Source organism: Aquimarina sp. Aq78 (assembly GCF_900299525.1).
In the GTDB taxonomy this organism is placed as follows: domain Bacteria; phylum Bacteroidota; class Bacteroidia; order Flavobacteriales; family Flavobacteriaceae; genus Aquimarina.
Genome location: NZ_OMKA01000001.1, coordinates 83,622 through 107,373, shown reverse-complemented (window position 1 = coordinate 107,373; position 23,752 = coordinate 83,622). Strand labels below are relative to the sequence as shown.

Annotated in this window: 16 protein-coding genes; 8 read left to right on the top strand and 8 right to left on the bottom strand. The window is 32.5% G+C overall.

Features of this window, described 5'->3' with window-relative positions:
* Positions 1–30: 30 nt before the first annotated feature.
* Positions 31–480, bottom strand: coding sequence for a thioredoxin-dependent thiol peroxidase (gene bcp / locus DG435_RS00440; RefSeq protein ID WP_106794334.1), 450 nt, complete (start codon positions 478–480; stop codon positions 31–33).
* A 264-nt stretch (positions 481–744) separates the two neighbouring features.
* On the opposite strand from bcp, the gene DG435_RS00435 reads away from it, so the two are divergent.
* The 4 genes from DG435_RS00435 (at position 745) to nth (ending at position 6,937) form a co-directional block, all read left to right on the top strand.
* Positions 745–2,904 (top strand): tetratricopeptide repeat protein, encoded by a 2,160-nt coding sequence (locus tag DG435_RS00435; RefSeq protein ID WP_106794333.1) that lies wholly within the window; start codon positions 745–747, stop codon positions 2,902–2,904.
* A 154-nt stretch (positions 2,905–3,058) separates the two neighbouring features.
* On the top strand, positions 3,059–5,449 hold the full coding sequence (locus DG435_RS00430; protein ID WP_106794332.1) for a tetratricopeptide repeat protein: 2,391 nt from the start codon (positions 3,059–3,061) through the stop codon (positions 5,447–5,449).
* A complete protein-coding gene (locus DG435_RS00425; protein WP_106794331.1) occupies positions 5,450–6,199 on the top strand; it encodes a LytTR family DNA-binding domain-containing protein in 750 nt (249 codons plus the stop codon). It abuts the gene before it with no gap.
* Positions 6,200–6,268: 69 nt separating this feature from the next.
* Complete coding sequence (gene nth / locus DG435_RS00420) at positions 6,269–6,937, top strand: endonuclease III (RefSeq protein ID WP_106794330.1); 669 nt, start codon at positions 6,269–6,271, stop codon at positions 6,935–6,937.
* Positions 6,938–7,171: 234 nt separating this feature from the next.
* Here the strand turns inward: nth and DG435_RS00415 are convergent, their stop codons facing one another.
* Positions 7,172–7,756, bottom strand: a complete 585-nt coding sequence (locus tag DG435_RS00415; RefSeq protein ID WP_106794329.1) for an RNA polymerase sigma factor — start codon at positions 7,754–7,756, stop codon at positions 7,172–7,174.
* A 241-nt stretch (positions 7,757–7,997) separates the two neighbouring features.
* Between DG435_RS00415 and uvrA the strand changes: the two genes are divergently transcribed.
* The 3 genes from uvrA to DG435_RS00400 all read left to right on the top strand — a co-directional run bounded on the left by uvrA (position 7,998) and on the right by DG435_RS00400 (position 13,285).
* Positions 7,998–10,778, top strand: coding sequence for an excinuclease ABC subunit UvrA (gene uvrA, locus DG435_RS00410; protein ID WP_106794328.1), 2,781 nt, complete (start codon positions 7,998–8,000; stop codon positions 10,776–10,778).
* 453 nt (positions 10,779–11,231) lie between these two features.
* Positions 11,232–11,897, top strand: a complete 666-nt coding sequence (locus tag DG435_RS00405) for a hypothetical protein (RefSeq protein WP_106794327.1) — start codon at positions 11,232–11,234, stop codon at positions 11,895–11,897.
* A 293-nt stretch (positions 11,898–12,190) separates the two neighbouring features.
* Positions 12,191–13,285 carry an amidohydrolase family protein gene (locus DG435_RS00400; protein ID WP_106794326.1) on the top strand — a complete coding sequence of 365 codons (1,095 nt, stop codon included), beginning with the start codon at positions 12,191–12,193 and terminating at the stop codon, positions 13,283–13,285.
* Between the two features lie 139 nt (positions 13,286–13,424).
* Here the strand turns inward: DG435_RS00400 and DG435_RS00395 are convergent, their stop codons facing one another.
* The gene (locus tag DG435_RS00395; RefSeq protein ID WP_106794325.1) at positions 13,425–14,405 is read right to left on the bottom strand and encodes a hypothetical protein; all 981 of its coding nucleotides are present in this window, start codon (positions 14,403–14,405) and stop codon (positions 13,425–13,427) included.
* Between the two features lie 238 nt (positions 14,406–14,643).
* On the opposite strand from DG435_RS00395, the gene DG435_RS00390 reads away from it, so the two are divergent.
* The gene (locus DG435_RS00390; RefSeq protein ID WP_106794324.1) at positions 14,644–15,975 is read left to right on the top strand and encodes a hypothetical protein; all 1,332 of its coding nucleotides are present in this window, start codon (positions 14,644–14,646) and stop codon (positions 15,973–15,975) included.
* A gap of 64 nt (positions 15,976–16,039) precedes the next feature.
* On the opposite strand, the gene DG435_RS00385 is transcribed toward DG435_RS00390, so the two are convergent.
* The 5 genes from DG435_RS00385 to DG435_RS00365 all read right to left on the bottom strand — a co-directional run bounded on the left by DG435_RS00385 (position 16,040) and on the right by DG435_RS00365 (position 23,747).
* Complete coding sequence (locus DG435_RS00385; protein WP_106794323.1) at positions 16,040–17,497, bottom strand: polysaccharide biosynthesis C-terminal domain-containing protein; 1,458 nt, start codon at positions 17,495–17,497, stop codon at positions 16,040–16,042.
* A gap of 183 nt (positions 17,498–17,680) precedes the next feature.
* On the bottom strand, positions 17,681–19,495 hold the full coding sequence (locus DG435_RS00380; protein ID WP_159025728.1) for a BspA family leucine-rich repeat surface protein: 1,815 nt from the start codon (positions 19,493–19,495) through the stop codon (positions 17,681–17,683).
* Between the two features lie 307 nt (positions 19,496–19,802).
* Complete coding sequence (locus tag DG435_RS00375; protein WP_159025727.1) at positions 19,803–21,155, bottom strand: BspA family leucine-rich repeat surface protein; 1,353 nt, start codon at positions 21,153–21,155, stop codon at positions 19,803–19,805.
* Positions 21,156–21,470: 315 nt separating this feature from the next.
* Positions 21,471–23,180, bottom strand: coding sequence for a cadherin repeat domain-containing protein (locus DG435_RS00370; RefSeq protein WP_106794320.1), 1,710 nt, complete (start codon positions 23,178–23,180; stop codon positions 21,471–21,473).
* A gap of 96 nt (positions 23,181–23,276) precedes the next feature.
* The gene (locus DG435_RS00365; protein ID WP_106794319.1) at positions 23,277–23,747 is read right to left on the bottom strand and encodes a sporulation protein; all 471 of its coding nucleotides are present in this window, start codon (positions 23,745–23,747) and stop codon (positions 23,277–23,279) included.
* Positions 23,748–23,752 lie beyond the last annotated feature (5 nt).

Sequence of the window (23,752 nt, the reverse complement as noted above, 5' to 3'; positions counted from 1 at the left end):
TACTGCTTTTTAAATATAGTATTCCCACGTCTATAAAATTTGCGCAGCGTGATCTTTGGTTTTCACCTTTGCAATGACTTCAGAAATTATTCCTTTTTCATCAATAACAAAAGTAGTACGATGAATCCCATCATATTCTCTACCCATAAATTTCTTTGGCCCCCACACCCCAAAAGCTTCGATTACAGCTTTATCCTCATCTGCTAATAATGGGTAAGGTAATTCATATTTATTTTTGAAATTTTGCTGTCGTTTGGCGCTATCAGCACTTACTCCGATAATTTCATAACCCTGGGCCAGAAAAGTTTGATAATGATCTCTTAGATTACAGGCTTCTGCTGTACAACCAGGAGTACTCGCTTTAGGGTAGAAAAAAACAACTAGTTTTTTTCCTTGATAATCCCCCAAAGTAACTGTATTTCCATCCTGATCTAATGCCGAAAAATTAGGAGCCTTATCCCCTGCTTTTAATGTTGTCATTGTATATAAATTAAATGTAGTCTATATCTGTGTAACTAAATATCCAAGTTTGTGTGTAATAAACAATAAGATTTAACTTATCTATTACTTATTTTTGTATAGTAGGGCAAGTTATAAAATTTCAAAAAAAATAGAATTAAATTTATCGTAATACTTCAGAAATAAATTTGATATTTTAATCTTCACTTCTATTACCTGGCACATCCCTTTTGTTGCGTTCAGATATTTATGTATTCTTGCATATAAATAAATGGTATTTGATATATGTCGTCGTTTGTATTTCTAAATATTGATAAAAAAATACTTCTATCCACTATTTTTATCTATATAAATGTATTTAGTGCTCTTGCACAAAACCAAGTCAAAGTAGATTCTTTATTACAACTACTTAAAACCGAAATCACAGATAAAGAAAAAGTAGATATCTACAATAGTATAGCTTTTCAATATTCTTCTACAGATTCTACTAAAACCTTTAGCTATGCAAATCGAGCTATTAATCTTTCTAAACAATTAAATTATATTGAAGGAATTTCTGATGCGCATTATAATATAAGTCAGGCTATTATAAAATTAGAACATTCTGATAAAGTATTTGATATACGTCAAAAAACAAAATATGTTAATGGTAGAGCCAAAGCATATAATGATCTAGCACTTACTTATAAAAAGAAAGGTGAGTATGCTATGGCAATAGAGCACTTTACAAAAGTATTAAAAATAGAAGATTCTCTAGGAAATAAAAAAGATATAGCTTTCTGTTATAGTAATATTGGACAAGTACATGCCAGATTGGGAAATTACAGCAAAGCATTAGATTATAATTTTAAAGCATTAGAGTTATTTAAAGAACTAAATAACAAGAATGGGATCTTTTCTGGATACAATAGTATGGGAATGATCAATGTGTATCAAAGTAATTATTCTTCTGCATTAGAGTATTTTATAAAAGCTTCTAAAATCAATGATGAAATAGGCAGTAAAAGAAAAGCTATTGTTTCTCTTAGCAATATTGGGTTTATCTATGAAACTTTAGGAGATTACGACTTAGCATTAGAATACTATTTTAAATGCTTAACAATTAGTGAAGAAACTAAAAGCCAAGCAAGTATATCTGAGGATTATTTAAACATTGGAAATATTTATTTTGAACAAGGTGACAATACCAAGGCTTTAACGTATTCTTTTAAATCCTTGAAAATTGCCAAAGACCTGAATATTAATGGCATTATGATATCTAATTATTGCTTAATAGGTGAAATATATCTCAGTCAAAAAAAATATAAAGATGCCCTGGAGTACTTAAAAAATGGATTATCATTAAGTCAGGAAATTGGAGAACAATCTTCTTCTACTATCGTAATGAATACTATAGGTGAAATTCAATTAGAATTAAAAAATTATCAACAGGCCAAAAAACATCTTATTAAAAGTATTGCTATTGCTAGAGAGATTGGTTTTCTTTCTGCAATAAAAGATGCATCGTATGGTTTAGTAAAAGTAGAGAAAGCATTAGGTAATCATAAAGCTGCTCTTGAATCTTATGAACGATATCATGCCATTTATGACTCAATCCTAGGAAAAGAGAAATCAAAACAATTATCGCAACTACAAGTACAGTACGAAACTGAGAAAAAGGAACAAGAAATAAAGAGTTTGGCACAACAAGCCTCGATCCAGTCTTTAGAATTAAAACAAGCCAATTTTAATAAAACTATTTTTGGTATTGCAAGTGTAGTTTTATTACTTCTAGGATTAGTATTGTATTTGGTAAATCGACAAAAAAGGTTAGCGTTACAACAAAGAGCACAGGATATAGAACAAAATCTATTGCGTGTACAGATGAATCCGCATTTTATTTTTAATGCCATGACTTCTATACAGGATTATATGAATCAGGGAGATGCCAAACAAGCCAGTATGTATCTCGTAAAATTCTCGAAGCTCATTCGGCAAGTGTTAGATAACTCAAGAAGTGAGTTTATTAGTCTGGATCAGGAAATTAACATGCTCGATAATTACTTGAGCATTCAAAACTTAAAACGTGATCATCCTTTTACTTTCAAAATTGAAGTAGAAGACGGTTTAATTACTGATGAAATCGCCATCCCTCCTATGTTTGCACAACCCTTTGTAGAAAATGCTATTGAACATGGTGTTACTACTATAAAAGAAGGTGCAACTATTCATATTCATTTTTCGATGGAAGAAGACCATTTGGTACTAAAAATATTGGATAATGGATCTGGGATAGAAGAAGCTATAAAGGTAAAACGTAAAGATCATGTATCGCATGCTATAAAAATAACAGAAGAACGTATCGACCTTTATCGTAAGATGCGAAAGAAAAAAATTGCATTTGATATACAAAATCTTTCTCAAGGCACACAAGTAACGTTTAATTTACCTTTTCAATATCTATAAAAAATAATTCTTTTTCAAAACATTTATACAGCAAGAAGAAGTTTTATAAATTTGCCTTTACTAATTATCATTTCAATACTCTTGCAAAAAAGACAGAGGAATTAATTAAAAAATAATTAAATCTTGTATTTCGAAATAGATATGAATATATACTATGAAAAAAAATACACTAACCATCTTTTCTTTTTTAATTGCTTTCAATGTTTTTGCACAAAATCAGACTAAAATTGATTCGCTTTTACAGGCACTTGAAACAAATATTTCTGAGAAAGAAAAAGTTGATACATATAATTTATTGGCCTTGCAGTATAAGGGAGTAGATTCTATTAAAACTTTAAACTATCTCGAACATGCTATAGACTTGGCAAAAACAATAGATTATTCACATGGAATTATTGACAGTTATATTCAAATAATTGGAATAGCCTTAAAAAAAGGGGATTATAAACAAGGAGTAGATATTGGCAATAAAGCGTTAGAGTTAGACAAAAACAACACTTACCCTAAAGGAAAAAGTGGTATCTACAATAATTTAGGAATTATCGCCTACCACCAAGGAGATATTGCTAAGGCAACTGATTATTTTCTTCAAACATTAAAAATTAGAAAAAAATTAAATGATAAATCAGAAACTGCTAATACACTTAATAATATAGGTATTTTATACGAAGTCCAAGGGGATTATGTTAAAGCTTTAGAATATCATAAGGAATCCTTAGGAATAAAAAAGGAGTTAAATGACCTGAGCGAAATGGCACTTAGCTATTTAAATATTGGTGTTTTATATCGAGAACAAAGTAATTACCCACAAGCCTTAGATTATCATTTTAAAGCTATTAAAATTGCTGAACAGCTTGAAAACAAAGATCAAATATCACTTTGTTATAATAATATAGGAACTATTTATGCCAAACAAAGCGACAATTCAAAAGCTATAGAATATTATTCAAAATCTTTATGTATAGATATAGAACTAGGACACAAAAAAGGGGTTGCTATTAATCAAATTGATTTAGGTTCTGTACACAGCGATCAAGGTAATTACACAGAAGCTTTGCGTTATTATTTTAAGTCGGTAGATGTCCTTGAGGAAATAAATGACAAGGCTAGTATAGCCTTTGGCTATAATAATATTGGTAGTATTTATCAGGAGATGAATAGTATAACTCAAGCTTTTGAATATTTTTTTAAAGCCTTAAAAATTGCTGAAGACATTAATGATAAAAATCAGATTTCTTTAATCAATAATCATATTGGAACCATTTATTATATACAAAATAATCCGACAAAAGCATTAGAACACTTTTTTACGTCTTTAAAAATTGCAGAAGAACTAAATAACAAAGAATTTATTGCTGTAAATTCTGTAGATATTGGCCGCGTTTATGTATATCAAAAAAAGTATCCTAAGGCTTTAGACCATTCATTAAAAGGCCTTAAAGTTAGTCGTGAAATTGGAGATAAATTAACCTTAAGTAAAGCTTTAATAACCATAGGAACGATTGATTGGAAATTAAAAAAATATACTCAAGCCAAAGAATATTTTACAGAAGGTATTAAGCTTGCTCAGGCGATCAAAAACCAAACTTATCTAAGAGATGCAACAAAAACCCTTGTTGAAGTAGAGAAAGCATTGGGCAATCATAAAGCTGCATTAGCATCTTATGAATTGTATCATGCCACTTATGATTCTCTGCTCGGTGAAGAAAAATCAAAACAATTATCACAATTACAAGTACAATACGAAACTGAGAAAAAGGAACAGGAAATCAAGAGTTTAGCACAGCAAGCTTCTATCCAATCTTTAGAATTAAAGCAAGCTAATTTTAATAAAACCATTTTTGGTATTGTAAGTGTGGTTTTATTGCTTCTGGGGTTAGTATTGTATTTGGTAAATCGACAAAAGAGATTAGCATTACAACAAAGAGCACAGGATATAGAACAAAACCTACTGCGTGTGCAGATGAATCCGCATTTTATTTTTAATGCTATGACTTCTATACAGGATTATATGAATCAGGGAGATGCAAAAAAAGCAAGTTTATATCTGGTAAAGTTTTCTAAGCTCATTCGACAAGTGTTAGACAATTCAAGAAGTGAATTTATTAGTCTGGATCAGGAAATTAATATGCTCGATAATTACTTGAGCATTCAAAACTTAAAACGTGATCATCCTTTTATTTTCAAAATTGAAGTAGAAGACGGTTTAACTACTGATGAAATCGCCATTCCTCCTATGTTTGCACAACCTTTTGTAGAAAATGCTATTGAACATGGTGTTACTACTATAAAAGAAGGAGCAACTATTTCTATTCATTTTTCGATGGAAGGAGACCATTTGGTCTTAAAAATATTAGATGATGGATCAGGGATTGAAGATGCTATAAAGGTAAAACGTAAAGATCATGTATCTCACGCTATAAAAATAACCGAAGAGCGAATAGATCTCTATCGTAAAATGCAAAAGAAAAAAATTGCATTTGATATTCAAGATCTTTCTCAAGGTACACAAATAACGTTTAATTTACCATTTCAACACATATAAATGAAAGTAGTCCTAATAGAAGATAATCCAGCGGCAAGAAGAAATTTTTTAGAATTACTTAAGGAGTATTGTCCTACTATAGATTTTATAGGAGAAGCGACAAATGTAGCAGAAGGAGTTGCACTAATTACCGCTAGTAAACCAGATCTTGTATTTCTTGATATTGAGATGCCAGATGGTACCGGGTTTGATGTATTACGAAAATTACCAGAAATCAATTTCCAGGTAATATTTGCTTCTTCTCATGAAAAATATGCGCTAAGAGCAATAAAATTTAGCGCCTTGGATTACCTCCTGAAACCTATAGATCCCGAAGAATTAATAGAAGCCGTCCAAAAAGCAGAATCAGAATTTGAGCATCATAAGACACCACAGAGAGTACAAACACTTATAGATAATATAAATGATCAATCAAAAGAACCTACTCGTTTGGTTCTAAAAGATAAATATGGTATTCAGATTGTATTTGTTAAAGACATTATACACCTGGAAGCAAACGGTAGTTACACCAAATTTTTCATCCATAATCAGGATAGCTTACTTGTATCTAAAGGACTTAAAGAATATGAAAATATGCTTTCTTCGCAACAATTTTTTAGATGTCATCAATCTCATTTAGTAAATCTGGATTATTTATTAAGATATGATAAACGAGAAGGAGATTATCTGGTATTAAAAGATAAAAGTAAAATTCCGCTGGCTACCAGAAAAAAAGAAATTTTACTGAAGTTAATAAATGACCTCAATTAATGTTTTAATAACTATTAAACCTCAGACTACTAATTTTATTTTAACTTTAGCTCAAATTAATTTTGTAATATGACCAAACAGGAAAAGGTAGATTTTACTATTAAGACACTTCAGGAATTATATCCTAAAATACCAATCCCATTAGATCATAAAGACCCTTATACTTTACTCATTGCAGTATTAATGAGTGCACAAAGTACAGATGTAAGAGTAAACAAAATCACTCCGCTCCTATTTGACAGAGCAGATAATCCCTATGCAATGATTAGATTATCTGTAGAAGAAATTCGGGAAATTATAAAACCAGTAGGTTTAAGCCCTATGAAAGCCAAAGGAATTCATGGGTTATCACATATATTGATCGACAAGCATAATGGCGAGGTTCCTCAAAGTTTTGAGGCTTTAGAAGAATTACCAGCTGTTGGTCATAAAACCGCTAGTGTAGTTATGTCTCAAGCATTTGGTGTACCTGCATTTCCTGTAGATACACATATTCATAGATTAATGTATAGATGGGGATTTACTAACGGTAAAAATGTTACGCAAACCGAAAAAGACGCCAAGAGGTTATTTCCAAAAGAACTATGGAACGATCTGCATCTTCAAATCATATGGTACGGTAGAGAATATTCTCCTGCAAGAGGCTGGGATCTTGATAAAGATATTATTACCAAAACTATAGGCAGAAAAACTGTTTTAGATGAGTACCAAAAAGCAAAAAGGCCTATTAAGAAATAGGCCTTTTATAAGTTTAATTTAAAATCGTTTCAAACTTAAGATTGTTATATTCTACAACCTGTAACGATTTTGAATAGTTTAGAAGAAAATCTATTGTTCTTCTGCTTGGTACTAAATGTTTTTCCTCTTTTTTAGAAGACTTAAAGTAAAATTTTGCCATATTATATAATCTTAAATTTAAAGGGTTATATAAGGATAACGGCACTAATTCTGCTTTATTGTATAAAAAAGTTATTAATTTGTTAAAACAATATTATTTTTTTCTATTACTTTTCTTAAATTAATTAATGCATATCGCATTCTACCAAGAGCAGTGTTTATACTTACACCGGTTTTATCAGATATTTCTTTAAAACTCATGTCTCTATACATACGCATTATTAAGACTTCTTTCTGGTCATCTGGTAATTCTTGAATCAAATTACGTAAATCTTCTTCTACCTGATCTTTTATTAATCTCTTTTCGGCATTTAGATTTCCATCGCTGATTACAGAGAAAATACTAAATTCTCCATTATCTTCGAATTTTGGCATACGATTTCCTTTTCTAAAGTGATCAATTACCAAATTATGGGCAATACGCATTACCCAAGGAAGAAATTTCCCTTCCTCATTATATTTTCCATTTTTTAAAGTTCGGATCACTTTAATAAAAGTATCCTGGAAAATATCTTCAGAGACATCTCTATCAAAAACTTTTGAATAAATAAAACTGTAAATACGTTGCTTATGGCGTTCGATAAGAACAGATAGTGCACATTCGTCACCATTAATGTAGTTATTAACCAGAACTGCGTCTGTTAGGGTGTAATTTTTCATACCTTGACTATTATTTAGTACAAACAAGCGTGGGGGCTCGTGCTATGTTAAACTTTTAAAGTAAAGGTATGCTATAGGCAGTTTTGTTTAAATTTTGGTTACTTAATTAGGGGCTAATATAGTAACATTCATTTAATTTCAAACAATTTCTTGTTAATTTTTTTAACTAAACTTTCAATCTACATACATTATAATACTTGTTTAGTAATCCTTATCTTTGCGCTCTTACCGCATATTTACTATGATTCAAGACATTACAACCTTAGATCCAAAAGAGAATATAATTATTAAAGGAGCTAATCTTCACAACCTGAAAGATTTAGACGCAGTTATTCCCAGAAACAAATTAGTAGTCATTACAGGATTATCTGGTTCTGGTAAATCTAGTTTGGCTTTTGATACTTTATATGCCGAAGGGCAACGCAGATATGTAGAAAGCCTTTCCTCCTATGCCAGGCAGTTTTTAGGGCGTCTTAATAAACCCAAAGTAGATTACATAAAAGGGATAGCGCCGGCAATAGCAATAGAGCAAAAAGTAAACTCTACAAATCCAAGATCTACTGTTGGTACTACCACAGAAATTTATGATTACTTAAAATTACTTTTTGCCAGAATTGGTAAGACCTACTCCCCTGTTTCTGGTAACCAGGTAAAAAAAGATAGAGTAACCGATGTGATCGAATATGTAAAATCTTTTGAAGATGGTGAAAAACTATTACTACTCTCCCCTATTCATATCGAAGATGGTCGTACACTAGAAGGAAAACTAAAAGTATTACAACAACAAGGATATGCACGTATAAAAAATAATGGTTCTGTAACCAGGATAGAAGACGCTTCTATACAAGAAAATGATGATTTTTATTTGGTTGTTGATCGTATCGTAAAAAGAGATGAAGAAGACTTTTATAACCGCTTGGCAGATGCTATTGGCTCTGCATTTTTTGAAGGGAAAGGCACTTGCTTTATCGAAACACTAAATGGTGGTAACCTAAGACAATTTAGTAATAAATTCGAATTAGACGGAGTTTCTTTCCTCGAACCCAATATACATTTATTTAGTTTTAATAATCCGTATGGTGCCTGTCCAGAATGCGAAGGTTATGGTGATGTAATAGGTATAGATGATGATCTTGTTGTCCCAAATACCGCATTAAGTGTGTATGAAGGAGCCGTTTTTCCCTGGCGAGGTGATAGTATGGGATGGTATAAAGATCAATTGGTAAATAGTGCCTATAAGTTTGATTTTCCTATTCATAAACCATATTTTGAATTATCAGATCAGGATAGAGAATTATTATGGCAAGGAAATGAATATTTTGAAGGTATTACCAGTTTCTTTAAAGAACTAGAAGCCAAAGCGTATAAAATTCAGAATCGAGTAATGCTTTCTCGCTACCGCGGAAAAACGAAATGTAACATCTGCAAAGGAAAGCGTTTGCGTAAAGAAGCAAATTATGTAAAGATTGATGGAGCCACAGTAACAGATTTGGTAGAAAAACCTTTAAATGAATTAGCCGATTTCTTTAAAAATATTAGTCTTAACGAGTACGACGCTAAAATCGCTAATCGTCTTCTTAAAGAAATTAATAGTCGATTAGAATTTTTACAAAATGTAGGGCTAGAATATTTAACACTTAATCGTAAATCAAATACACTATCCGGAGGAGAGTCACAGCGTATTAATCTGGCAACCTCGTTAGGAAGTAGTCTGGTTGGTTCTATGTATATTCTTGACGAACCTAGTATAGGATTACACCCAAAAGATACCGAAAAGCTAATCAAAGTACTACAATCTCTTCGTGATTTAGGAAATACAGTAATTGTCGTAGAACATGATGAGGATATTATGAAAGCTGCCGATGAAATCATCGATATAGGTCCCGAAGCAGGTACATATGGCGGTCATGTGGTTGCAACAGGTACTTTTGATCAAATCCTGAAAGCAGATTCTCTTACTGCAAAATACCTGAATGGAACTCTTGAAATCGAAGTTCCCGAAACTAGAAGAACTTCAAAATATTATGTCGAAATCATTGGCGCACGTGAGAATAATCTAAAAAATATTGATGTAAAAGTTCCCCTCGGAGCCTTTACAGCTATTACAGGAGTCTCTGGTAGCGGCAAGAGTACTCTTGTCAAAAAAATCATCTACCCTTCTTTACTTAAACAATTAGGAGGGTATGGAGAAAAAGCTGGACAGTTTACAGAACTTAAAGGCAATTATAGTAATATAAAGCATGTAGAGTTTGTAGATCAAAATCCAATTGGTAGATCCTCTCGCTCTAATCCTGTTACTTACATTAAAGCCTATGATGATATTCGTAACTTATTCGCTACCCAAAAATTATCTGGCATTCGTAACTATAAAGCAAAGCACTTTTCTTTTAATGTAGATGGTGGTCGATGCGAAACATGTAAAGGAGAAGGAGAAGTTACGATAGAGATGCAGTTTATGGCAGATGTACATCTAGAATGCGAAACCTGTGCAGGAAAACGCTTTAAAAAAGATGTTCTCGAAGTAACATTTCATGATAAAAATATTCATGATGTACTCTCAATGACCATAGATAATGCTATTGATTTCTTTTCAGATCATAATCAAACCAAAATTCAAAGAAAACTACAACCCTTACAAGATGTTGGTCTTGGATATGTACAGTTAGGACAAAGTTCATCTACACTATCTGGTGGTGAGGCTCAACGAATTAAACTTGCCTCCTTTTTGGTAAAAGGAAATACCAAAGACAAAGCATTATTTATTTTTGATGAACCAACTACGGGGCTTCATTTTCATGATATTAAGAAATTACTCAAGTCTTTTAATGAATTGATTGCAAAAGGGCATTCTATCTTAGTGATAGAACACAATTTAGATCTTGTAAAATGTGCCGACTATATAATTGATCTTGGACTCGAAGGTGGTAAAAATGGGGGTAATATCATTGCAGAAGGTACACCCGAAGAAATTGTAAAAATTAAAGGATCATATACAGGAGAATATTTGAAAGAGAAGTTATAATTTTAGCGATATTTCCTTATCAAAAGTAATGCCACTTTAACCCGTTGTACGTTCTAATACTTCTTACTTCATAATTACGTAGTATACAATAGGTCAAATTGTTATATATTTCACTAATCCAAAATCAATACAACCTACCAGAACATGCAAATTCAAAGTATTTTGAATACTATTTTATAAAATAATATTCACTTAAAAATCCAACCAAAATTTATATAAATTTTTATAACTCTAATCTCTATAATCCATCAAGATAGAATTATCAGCTACCACTTCTTTATAGAAGGTTATAGAGAATACAAATATCTCTAAAAAATAACTCCCTATAAATCAATTAATTACAATCAGTTTTTGATTTCTTGCAAATTTTTGGCACACCATTTGAAACACTACTTGTCAAATAGCGGAAGCCGAAAAGCTAATGAGTAGGCACAAACCCAAAACATGTAAGTTATGAAAAAAATGATACTTTTTATTGCAGTATTATTACTAGTAGGAACAACTGCACAAGCGACCGACCAAAAACACTCGGATCACCAGGATAGGGTTACAAAACGCTATCACCATGCACAACCCATTGTATTTGTAGAGGGCGGAGTACAATTTTTTGTGTATCCAGATGGAGACATAGATTACAGAATCATTAAAAGAAGAGGTAGATCTCATCATGGCAATTGGAGCCGTAACACTTATAATACACCAGGTTCATATGCACATCGTAGACATTATAACAACTTCATTAGATATGATTATTATGGTAGATTAAAAAAGGTAGGACGTAATTATATAACGTATGATCGATATAATAGAGTACGTAGAATAGGCTCTGTATCTATGAGATATAATAGAAGAGGATTAGTATATCAAATAGGAGGGCTACATATCTACTATAAAAAATATGGAAGAATAAAATATGTAGAAGGTAATGTACATTATGATGGCTGTGGATATTGTGGAATAGATGGATGTTCAATCACTCATTCTCCATACTATAATCAGAATTGGAAATATAAACAGTATAAACATAATGATGACGACGATGATGGCCACTATTATAAGAATAGAAAAAGAAAAAAAAGATATAACGATGACGATGATAATGATGATGATGATGATTAAAAAATAGATTGTATAAAGATTGGTTAGTTGTTTAAACCCCGTTGCCTCGAGTATTTGGTAGCGGGGTTTTTTATTTAGGGCGTTCGAGCGGGCTATCCGTTGCAATTCCTCGCACACTATTGGCGTGCTGTGGGATTTACACTACTATCCCTAACGCAAAACACATACAATTGATTAATCTCATTTCTTATTTAATTTTAAAGTGTTGTTAACCTTTTTTCAAGACAGCATGAATATTATATATTTATACCTTACACCAGTAGTCATTTCTATAAATATCAAATCAAAAAAATATGAATTTCTGCAAAACTTTTTTATTGTTTTTTATAATCGTTAGTGCATCAATAAATGCCCAAAAAATGCAATTCGAGGACTACGACCCACCCTCTACTCTAGTTGTTCCCGGAGTAGAAATTAAAAAAGCAAAATTTCCTTTTATCGATGTTCATAACCATCAATTTAGAATGCCAACGCAAAATCTGCAAGAGGTTGTTACCGAAATGGATAAACTAAACATGGGTGTTATGGTAAATCTATCAGGAAGAGGTAGAGGGTCTGATGAACATCTTATCAAATCACTAGAAAACGTTAAAACAAATTTCCCAAACAGATTCATCGTATTTACAAATATTGATCTTAAAGGAATAGATGAACCTGGATGGACAGAAAAAACAGTTGCTCAAATAGAAAAAGATGTAGCTATGGGAGCCAATGGATTGAAGATCTATAAAAGCCAGGGGATGGATAATAAAGATAGTAAAGGTAACCGTATTAAAATCGATGATCCTAGAATAGGGCCTGTATGGGAAAAATGTGGTCAACTCGGTATCCCGGTTTTGATACATTCTGCAGATCCAAAATCATTTTGGGATGCACATGACAATAAAAATGAGCGCTGGCTAGAACTTAAGCTGCGATCAAGAAGAAAAAGAGATTCCAAAGTAACCGGTTCCTGGGAAACCATTATACAAGAACAACACAATATTTTTAAAAAACATAAAAACACCAAATTTATCAATGCACATTTAGGTTGGTACGGAAACAACCTTGCAAAACTTGCTGAGCTTATGGATGAAATGCCAAATATGTATAGCGAGATTGGAGCGGTCATAGCAGAATTAGGTAGACAACCCCGTAATGCAAAAGCTTTCCTTACCAAATACCAAGACAGAGTAATGTTCGGAAAAGATTCATGGAACCCCGAAGAGTACTATACCTACTTCAGGGTTTTAGAATCAAACGATGAGTATTTCCCCTACTACAAAAGATATCATGCTTTCTGGAAAATGTATGGATTAGATCTTGATGATGAAGTATTAAAAAAACTATACTATAAAAATGCACTAAAAGTAATCCCCAATATTGATAAAAGTTTATTTCCAAAGTAAAAAATAAACTATTCGTTATTTCCATATAATGATACAATTGGTAAAGTATCGTATATAAAAATTATGGAGTGTTTGATGTCAAACACTCCATAATTAATAATAATCCAATATCAATCTAAACCATAAACCAATTATAATCTTAATCTAATAATGCCAGGACGTCCAAAATTTCTTGTGTTGTTTTAGGTTCAAAATTAAACGAAAGCTCTTCTTCTTCAGAGATAATTACATTTTTAATCGCCAAATACTGTTGATTATTCTCGATAGTAATGACTATATAGGTAACTGCTAACCCAACTGGTAAAGAGTCTGTATAGCTTTGTATGATTGGAGTCCCGGCATTAAAGATCTTAACAACAGCAGGCAAGTTATTTTCTTCAAAGACTAAATACACAGCAGTTTCTGTAGCATTAGGGCTATTCGTTAAATTGATATAATTTGTGGTTTTCGCCCCTGGATATGCATAAAACTTATCACAATTTGACCATCCCGTTTCAAATACATCATAGATATAAGAGGATGGAGCTGCATTATACACAATACCACTTGTTCCATTACCAATCCCTACATCTCGTGTTGCATTCCAAACGATACTTCCATCATTTGTTTCCGTCCCGGCAAAAGGAAGCATATCATCATCAGCACCTCCCGCAGATGGAACCTGAACCTGATAAAATGTACCTGGTGCCATATTCAGAGAATTTCCGTTTTGAGTAACCACAACTTCTGTCTCTCCTTCAGAAAGAAGAAAGGTATTTTCGTCAGAAAAATTAACTGCATTAGTAGGTTTGTTTGACAAAATCATTTGACTTGCCGTAAAAATTTCTTTCATAGCAACATCTACTGTACCGCTAATCAAATTTCCATCACTATCGACCAGAGAATTTGGAGGAAAAATCACTTTAGTCCCATCCTCCCCTGTAATAGTACCTCCTGTAGTTGCATCAACTGTAAAATCTTGTTTTTGTACACCATTTGCCTCATAAAATCCCAGGATATCTTGATAACCAAGAATTCCTTGTTGCGGTATCAGTTCATCATCATTTTTTGAACAACTGCTTATCAAAAAAGCAGTTAATAATACCAATATCATTCCGAATATATTCTTTAACGTATTCATCATCTTATTTTTAAAGTTTTACATCTTCATATCAATACACAAAGAATATTGTTACCCCTATTATGAATATCTTTTTATAATCCTTTTCTAGATAGTGTACATACGAGTAGAACAGTTTTAGACACCAAAAAAACACAAAATACTGTTTATCAGGTATTTATGTTTTTGGCACACTGCTTGATACTATAAAATTGAGAATGAAAAATTAATTTCTGTTCTCATTTTAAAACCACAGATTATGAAAAATTTTGTTTTACTTTTTACAGGCTTATTGTTAGCATCATTTACGGCTAGCGCTTCCGAAACGAATACAGAATCATCTGCTCGATATTACAATTATGGAAAATCATTTATCTTCTCTGAAGGAGGAATTAATTTTTCGGTATATGCAGATGGTCAATTTGATTTTTATATCAATAGACAAAGAAGCAATGTAAGTATTGGAGTTAATACTCCTGGAGTAAACATAAGTTTTAACTCTGGATATGATTATGATTCCTATGTACAGTATGATGATTATGGAGCTGTAGTACAAATAGAAGATGTACCTATCTTTTATGACTATAACGGTAGAATTGTACAAGCTGGAGACATATATATCAATTATAATAATTATGGACGTATCTCAAGAGTTGGTGGATTATATGTTCATTATAATAACTACGGAAATTTCTTAAACTGTACAGGTTATATTAACAGATATAACAGATATTATGAGTATAGACCGTTTCACGCTTATTTCACAGTACCTGTAGTAAGTAGATGTATTGTATATGAAAGACCATATAGAAGATATTATACTCCTTATAGATGTTCATATACTGTATACAGATCTAATTATTATAATGGATATTACAGCAGACCTTATAGAAGTCGTAATTATTACAGACCTAATAGTAGAGTATCAAGTTATAACAGAGGATATAGAGGTTCTCGTGCCAGAAGCACCAATTATAGAACAAGAGATCATAGAACAGCAATGTACAAAAGAAATGATCGTAACTATAGTAGTAGAGTAGCTCGCAGCAGATCTAATTACAATAAAAGTAATGTGACTCGTAGCAGATCAAACAATTATAGCACCAGAAGTAGTGCTAGAGGTAGATCAAATAATTATGGTACCAGAACTACTACCAGAAGTAGATCAAATAACAATAAAATTGGAAATGTAAACAGAACACGTTCTGTAACGCCAAATACAAGAACACGTACAACGAGTAGAAATACTCAAACCAGACAGAGAGTACAATCAAACAATAGAAGTACTCCTTCTAGACAAAGAGTTCAATCAACTCAACAAAGAACTAGAAGTGCTGTAACCAACAGACCTAAGTATGACAGAAGCAGTAGGTCTAGAAGTACTGTAGCAAAGACAAATCAGGTTCGAAGACAAAGAAGTTCTGGTAGAAATTACTCTGGTAATGTAACAAAACGTTCTAATAACAGTCAATATAGTAGTAAGAGAACAAATAAGTCCAGAGCAACAATAAATAGACAAAGAAGCAATACTTCTAACAGAGCATCGAGATCAAACAATTCTCGTTCTCGTAGCAGCAGAAGTAGAAGCTAAGAAAACATATAAGACATTAAATTTTTTGGTTGGTTAGTTGGAAAATCCCTCAGAGTAGTATGCTTTAAGCATCTCGAGGGATTTTCTGTATTAAATTGTTAATATCTACAGATACTTTTAGGATATAAAAAATAGTAGCATATCCCAAGCCAATTATAATGCTTTTAAAAATGATATTAAGAATCGGATGAAATGGTAATTCCCAAAAATAAAACCCAAAAACAAAAGCTATAATTAACACTAATGCCAAAGCTGTTTTTTTCGAAAACGGATGCATCCCAAATTTAGCATAGACAATCCATAACTTAGCAAAGTTATAACAAAACACTGCAATGCATGTAGCAATAGCTGCACCAGTAACTCCAAAAGCAGGAATCCAAAGCATATTGAGTATAACAGTAAGAATTGCCATCCCTACTCCTATATACAATACCATTCTGTAATAATCAGAACTATATAGGATCGCATTATTATTTCCCAAAAGGTTATCAAATAATTTAGCACTTCCGATTAAAATTACAACCCAAATAAACAGTTCATACTCATCAGGAATAATTTCAAAAAGCTGATGTACATTACAAATAATTAGCACAAAAAGTAATCCACTGGTTACCAAAAGATTTAGAGAGCTTTTTTTATACAAATCTCGCAATTGATCTTTTGCTTTTTCATTAATTAATTTAGCTGTTAATGGATATGTAATCTGGTGCATAGCTCTAGAAGGAATTATAATCACACTAGCGATATATGCGCATATCCCATATTTAGCCACATTTTCTATAAGAAGATAGCGCTCTATCATCGTCTTATCCAAATCAATTAATAAGGTCGCCACAGAGCCAGCAATCAATATCAATCCAGAATATTTAAGTACCGAAATATAATTACCGGGTAATGAGAACTGTGGTCTAAAACGGTGAAGCTTCAACGCATATACTTGCATAATACCAGTACGCAATACATATGCAATCATAAGTGCGTATACGAATTGCTGAATTGTAAGAACTTTAAAATATACCAAAAACAAAAGAATACTGATACATAACCTTAAAAACAACTCTTTCATTACGTTTCCGAATACACTCTTCAGCTTTACTTTAGACCATGCAAAAAACACTTCAAAATAAGACACTGCAAACGCCAGAATAAAAATAGTCCAAACATAAGGTTGTACTATCGTATTCTTATTACTAAATAAGTCCAGAATTGTAGTATAGAAAAACGAACCTATTATTCCAAGAATTAGAGCGATCAATAATGGTAAGATCAACATCATAGTTAGAAACTTATCCTGTTGCTTCTGGTCTGAATAGGATGAAAAAAACTTCACCAGAGTATTGTGTACACCAAATGCCATTAAAGGCCATATTAGATTTGAAGCTGTAATCAAGTAAGAAACCAATCCATAATGTTCTTCGTCCATAAAATTGGTGAATAAGAACAATGTATTTATGGCTCCAATACCAAACCCCATACAGGTAATAATAATATTTCGTATGGTTTGATTAACGACTACTCCCATTACTATTTCTCGATAGTTTTAATTTTAAAGCCTAAAAGTACAAAATACGAGATTAGGGATAATAGCTTATTACGATTTCATTATTTTTTCATATCAAATTCTTTCATACTACAGTAGTACTTGTTATAATAAAAAAGAGGTTGTTAGAAATAACAACCTCTTTTAATGACATTATATATATTTTTATCTAGGGCAAATCTTAGCCACATCCCCTGTAATAGTCCAGCCTTTTGCAACTATTAAAGTGTTTCTTTCTACATTACCATTACAATACTCTAGACCTTTTGCTCCTAAAGTTACATCAGATTGTATGTTTGGTAATTTGGACCATTCGATTAATAGCGTATCATAATTATGATTAGAAAGCATAGAATCATCTAACATTCCAGACATATTCATTACTTTACTCACATCCCATGTACTAAGATCTTGATTAAAAGACGTAGCATTATTAAACATAAATGACATACTTACTACGCTACTCACATTCCATGTACTAATATCTGCATTAAAAGATGTAGCGTAAGAAAACATAGAATTCATATTACCAACCTTACTCACATCCCAGTTACTAAGATCTCCTGTAAAAGATTGAGCATGAGTAAACATTCCTTTGGTAGTAATTACATTACTTACATTCCAGGCATCGATGTTTCCATTAAAAGCAATAGCTCCATTAAACATGTTCTCCATATATACCACTTTACTCACATCCCATTTACTAAGATCTCCTGCAAAAACCTTTGCGATAGAAAACATTCCTCTCATATTGACTACATTAGCAACATTCCAATTACTAAGGTCTCCATTAAAAGAAAAAGCCTGGCCAAACATAGACCCCATTTCAGTTACATTACCAACGTTCCATTGGCTTAAATCACCATTAAAAGCAGTAGCATTATAAAACATAGATCCCATAAAAGTTACATTACTTACATTCCATTTGCTAAGATCTCCTGTAAAAGAAGTAGCATTCCAAAACATAGATCCCATACGCTCTACTTTGCTTACATCCCATGTACTAATATTTCCATTAAACGAAGTAGTACCACTAAACATCCCTGTCATATCCGTTACATTACTAACATCCCATTGATCAAGATCTTTATTAAAAGATTTGGTTCCTTCAAACATCCTTCTCACGCTTGTTATAGTACTTACATCCCAATTGTTAAGATTTCCATTAAACTTAGCACAACCATAAAACATAGATCGCAATTCTGTTACCTTTGATAAATTTGGTATATCCTTAGCATTATAAGTCATGTTTTCACAAAAAATAAAAGCTTCGGCAAAAGATTCCCATTCATTATCTCCCCACTGCTCTATCGTTTGTAATTTTGCAGCATTTGAAACCGCACCATCTCCTTCAACTTCACCAGGTTTATCTTTAAATTGAACTGCTGGTAATACTCCAAAAACAGAAACGGTATGTACACCTGGCTCTACATAGGTATGCTTTGGGGTAGTTGTTACATTAGCCTCTATGATTCCATCACCCCAATCGATGGTAAAGTTGTAGGTTAGCTCATCATTAAGTTGAAAAATAATTTCTTCATTAGCAGCCGTAGTTTTCCAGGTCGTAATAAAAGATTCTTCAACATTTTCTAAAGAAATAGTAACGTCTGCACTAGCCTTATGAGTACCATCAGATACTTCTACGGTAACCGTATAGGTAGTATTTGTTTCAAAATCTAATTTTTTACCCGATACCAAGCTTAATTCTCCCGCTTCGGTCAACTCAAAAAGATCATTACTATTTTGAGTAAGTTCGAAAGTAATCGAAGCTTGTTCTGGATCTGTTGCTACTACAGTACCAATTACTACATCATCAGCAACATTTTCGGCCACAGTAAATGTTTGAGCATTAATCACTGGTGCTTCATTAACTACAAGAGGTTGAGGTTGTGCGTCATCATCTTTACTACATCCAACAGATAGTACAACCATCATCAACGTGGCCAATACACTTACTTTAATTTGTTTTCGTTTCTTCATTTGTACATTTTTTTTGAGGCGCATACTCTGGTTTCAAAAAAAAGAAAACCCGAGGAGCTTACGTAATTTTGTTTCTAAATAATTGATATTTTGATGCAAACCTAGCAAGATGTTTATCACGAAAAGAAGTTGTTTTGTATTCGCTATAGGCTGTTGGATATTCGCTATGCTTTATTTGATATCTGTGGTATGAGCACTTTTTTAAAAGTAAGTGATTGCTAATTTGAATATAGAACATTCAAAACCTGATAAAAAAATAGGTTGTCTGATCAGACAACCTATTTTTTTACAAATTTCCCTCAATTACCTATCTAGGACAACTCTTATCACCATTGAGTGTCCAGTTTTTATCGTTTATTAACATGTTTCTAGCTGCATATGCATCACAATAAACCAATCCTTCTACTCCAAAAGTAACATTGGATTGCAAATTTGGTAAAGCTGCCCATTTGGTAAGTAATGCATCATAAGTAGCTGTAGATAGTTTTGTATTACTAAGCATACCTTCCATGTTGGTTACTTTACTTACCTCCCAATTGCTTACATCCCCAGTAAAAGAAGTAGCATTCCAGAACATCGCATACATATTGGTCACATTACTTACATCCCAATTACTTAGATCACTATTAAAAGAGCCTGCACGAGAAAACATCGCATACATATTAGTCACTTTACTTACATTCCAACTACTTAGGTCACTATTAAAAGAGTTAGTATTAGCAAACATATCTTTCATATTCGTCACATTACTCACGTCCCAATTGCTTAGATCTCCGCTAAAAGACCTGGCAATAGTAAACATACCTTCCATATTAGTCACATTACTTACATCCCAATTGCTTAAATCTCCATTAAAAAGTGTAGCTCCATAAAACATATACTTCATATTGGTTACCTTAGATAGGTTTGGTATATCTGTTGCGTTATAGGTCATATTTTCGCAAAACATAAAAGCTTCTAAAAAAGATTCCCATTCATTATCTCCCCATTGCTCTATTGTTACTAATTTTGAAGCACTTCCGGTCTCACGCAATGTTATTGCAGGAAAATCTCCGGATATAGCAACGGTATAGGTCCCAGCTGTTATATAAGTATGCGATGGTGAGCCAGTTTTGTTCTCTTCTATAGTACCATCACCCCAATCGATAGTATAGTTGTATGTAAATCCACCATTTATAAACATAGCAATCCTTTCATTAACGGTAGTAGTTTTCCAGGTAGTAATAAAAGGTTCTACTACATTTTCTACAGCAAGCGTAATATCTGCACTAACTTTATGTTTTCCATCTGATACCTCTACGGTAAGCGTATGTGAAGTAACTGTTTCGAAATCTAGTTTTTTATCAGCAACCAAGCTTAATTCTCCCGTATCAGTTAACTCAAAAAGAGCATCACTATTTTTAGTTAGTGTAAATGTAAGTGCTTTGCTTTCTGGATCTGTAGCTGCTACTTTACCAATAACCGTATCATCTGCAATATCTTCTGCTACAGTAAATGTTTGAGCACTGATCTCTGGTACCTTATTAACTTCTGCTGTTGGGGTTTCACCAGGAGTTTCTGCCCGTGGTTGTACATCATCGTCTTTACTACATCCAATAGACAATATAGCTATCATCGATAGTGCCAATACATTTACTTTTACTTGTTTTCGTTTCATCATTTTTGCATCCCTTTTTTTGAGGCTCACTCTCGGTTTTTCTGTAAAGAAAATCTCAGAGCTTACATAATTTTGTTTCTAATACTTGATATTTTGATACAAACCTAGAAAGATGGTGAACACGAAAAGATGTTATTTTTTATTCGGTATATCCTGTTAGTTATTCGTTATGTTTTATTTGATATTTGATTATACGTAGTTATTAATATTATAAAAACTGATACTATAGTGAAACACTACTTAAATAAAGGTTGCCAAATAATGGCAACCTTTCCAGAAAAACACTTTTTTGAAGTATAAAATGACTCAAAAAAATAACTATTCATCAAATTTTATCACAGTAGTTTTACTTTCATTTACAGAATCTGAATATGAAACATAAGGTACTTTATTATCGACTACCAAACTTACAGATCTTGCTTCTGATAGAGTATATCCAGCAGCAGTTCCTATTTTTTGCCATTTATTTTCTTCAAATTTCATAACAGTAACCTCAGTACCTCCATCTATATATGCCACATAAGGGATATTATTATGAATCACTAAACTTTGGTATCTTGCAGAACGTGTAGAAAAACCAGGATTTCCTACTGTACTCCAAGCACCATTTTCATATTTCATCACTGTTGTTTTTCCGCCATTCACATAATCTTTATATGCAACATATAGTATTCCATTATCAATTACCATACTTTGGTATTCTGCTCGTCCTGCTGATACTTCAGTATTACCTACATTGCTCCACTTTCCATCTTTAAAATGCATTACAGTAGTTTTATTACCATTATTCTGATCCTTATATGCTACATAAGGAATATTATTATCAATCACTAAACTTTGATAACTGGCAAAACCTGCAGAAAACCTTTCTTCACCTACATTTATCCATTTATCAGCTTCAAACTTCATTACTGTAGTTTTTCCATCATTCCCATTCTGACTGTAAGCTACATATGGCACTCCATTGTTAATAGCCAAACTTTGATGAGATGCTCTAACAGCAGAAAAACCGGCAACACCAACATTTTTCCATACTCCTCCTTCAAACTTCACCAAACTTGTTTTTCTTTCACTATTATGATCACTATAAGCCATATAAGGGATTCCATTATAGAATTTTAAACTTGGGTGACCCGCTCCTCCTTTAGAAACCCCAGTTTCTGATCCGACATGTTTCCAACTACCATTTTCATACTTCATTACCATAGCCTTAAACCCGTTTCCAATATCACCATATGCAACATAAGGTATTCCATTAGAAATAACTAGGCTATGTTCATAGGTTCTTCCTACAGAAAATCCTGCTTTACCTACTATTTTCCAGCTAGCAGCTATATCTTTTAGTGTTATGTTTACAGTAGCGTTTTTTGATACTTCTCCACTCATTACTTTTACCACTGCTGTAATAGTAGTGCGAGTTTCAAAATCAAATAAAGATGGATTTTTTACGTTTAACTCTCCTGTAGCACTATTAATACTTAAAGCGTCTGCAGGCTCTTGAGAAGTGATGCTGAAAGTGACATCTCCTTCGCTCGCTGTACCGGATACCACACCAATACTCTGTCCCACTTCTGGGTTCTCATTTATTTCTGTTTTGAAATCGGTTGTCGTTACGATCACTGTTGGTGGATCTGTTTCATCAACATCTGCAATTGTTATCGTAATTTTAGCTTCTTTTGAAACTGTACCGCTTTTTACAGTAACTACTCCAATAATCGAAGTACGGGTTTCAAAATCAAACAGTGATACTTCTTTCACTTTTAATTCTCCTGTCTTAGCATCAATAGATATTGCATTTTTAGGATCCTGACTGGTCAGAGTAAAAGACACTTCTCCCTGGCTAGCTTTGCCGGTTACTTTTCCTATACTTTGCCCTACTGTCGGGTTTTCATCTATTGCTATAGTAAAATCAGCAGTTGTCACCGTGATCGGTGCAATATTTTCGTCATCGCTTTTACATCCTGTTACTATTATAGCCATTATAAATAAAGCCAATGCGCTTACTTTAATTTGTTTTTGTTTCTTCATTTGTATATTAATTTATCAGGATTACGCTCTGATCAAAAAACCAGAGGGGTATACGTAATTTTGTTTTTAATAATTGATATTTTGATGCAACCATTTCTAGGTTAATTTAATATCCTTTTTATCGGAAGGATCAAGAATAGCTGATTTTACATCTACATTAGCCTCTACCATATATTTTGATTTTTCGTTAGAAGCAAATTTGCTCATCTTTCCGATTGCGCCAAGAGTTCCTCCTTTTTCTGCTAATGAATCTGCTTTAGATTTTAACAACTTAAATGGTAAAACAAAAGGGATCTCTTTTACTTCCCCTGGTTTAATAGCATAAGTCTCAGTAAACTTAACCACACCCAAATCAAAAGATTCTGTACTTGCATTATCTCCTCGTCCTCTTGTAAATTCTTCTATAAATTTGATTTCGACTTCGATAATCTCTTGTTCGCTTTTGGTGGTTAACACCACCTTACCCTCTACTTGTTCACTTTCTTTAGCAACATGTCCCGGAATTTGTAGGGTTACTTTTACTCCTCCAATACCTAGTTTATTCTTTACTTTATCAAAAAATCCCATTTTTA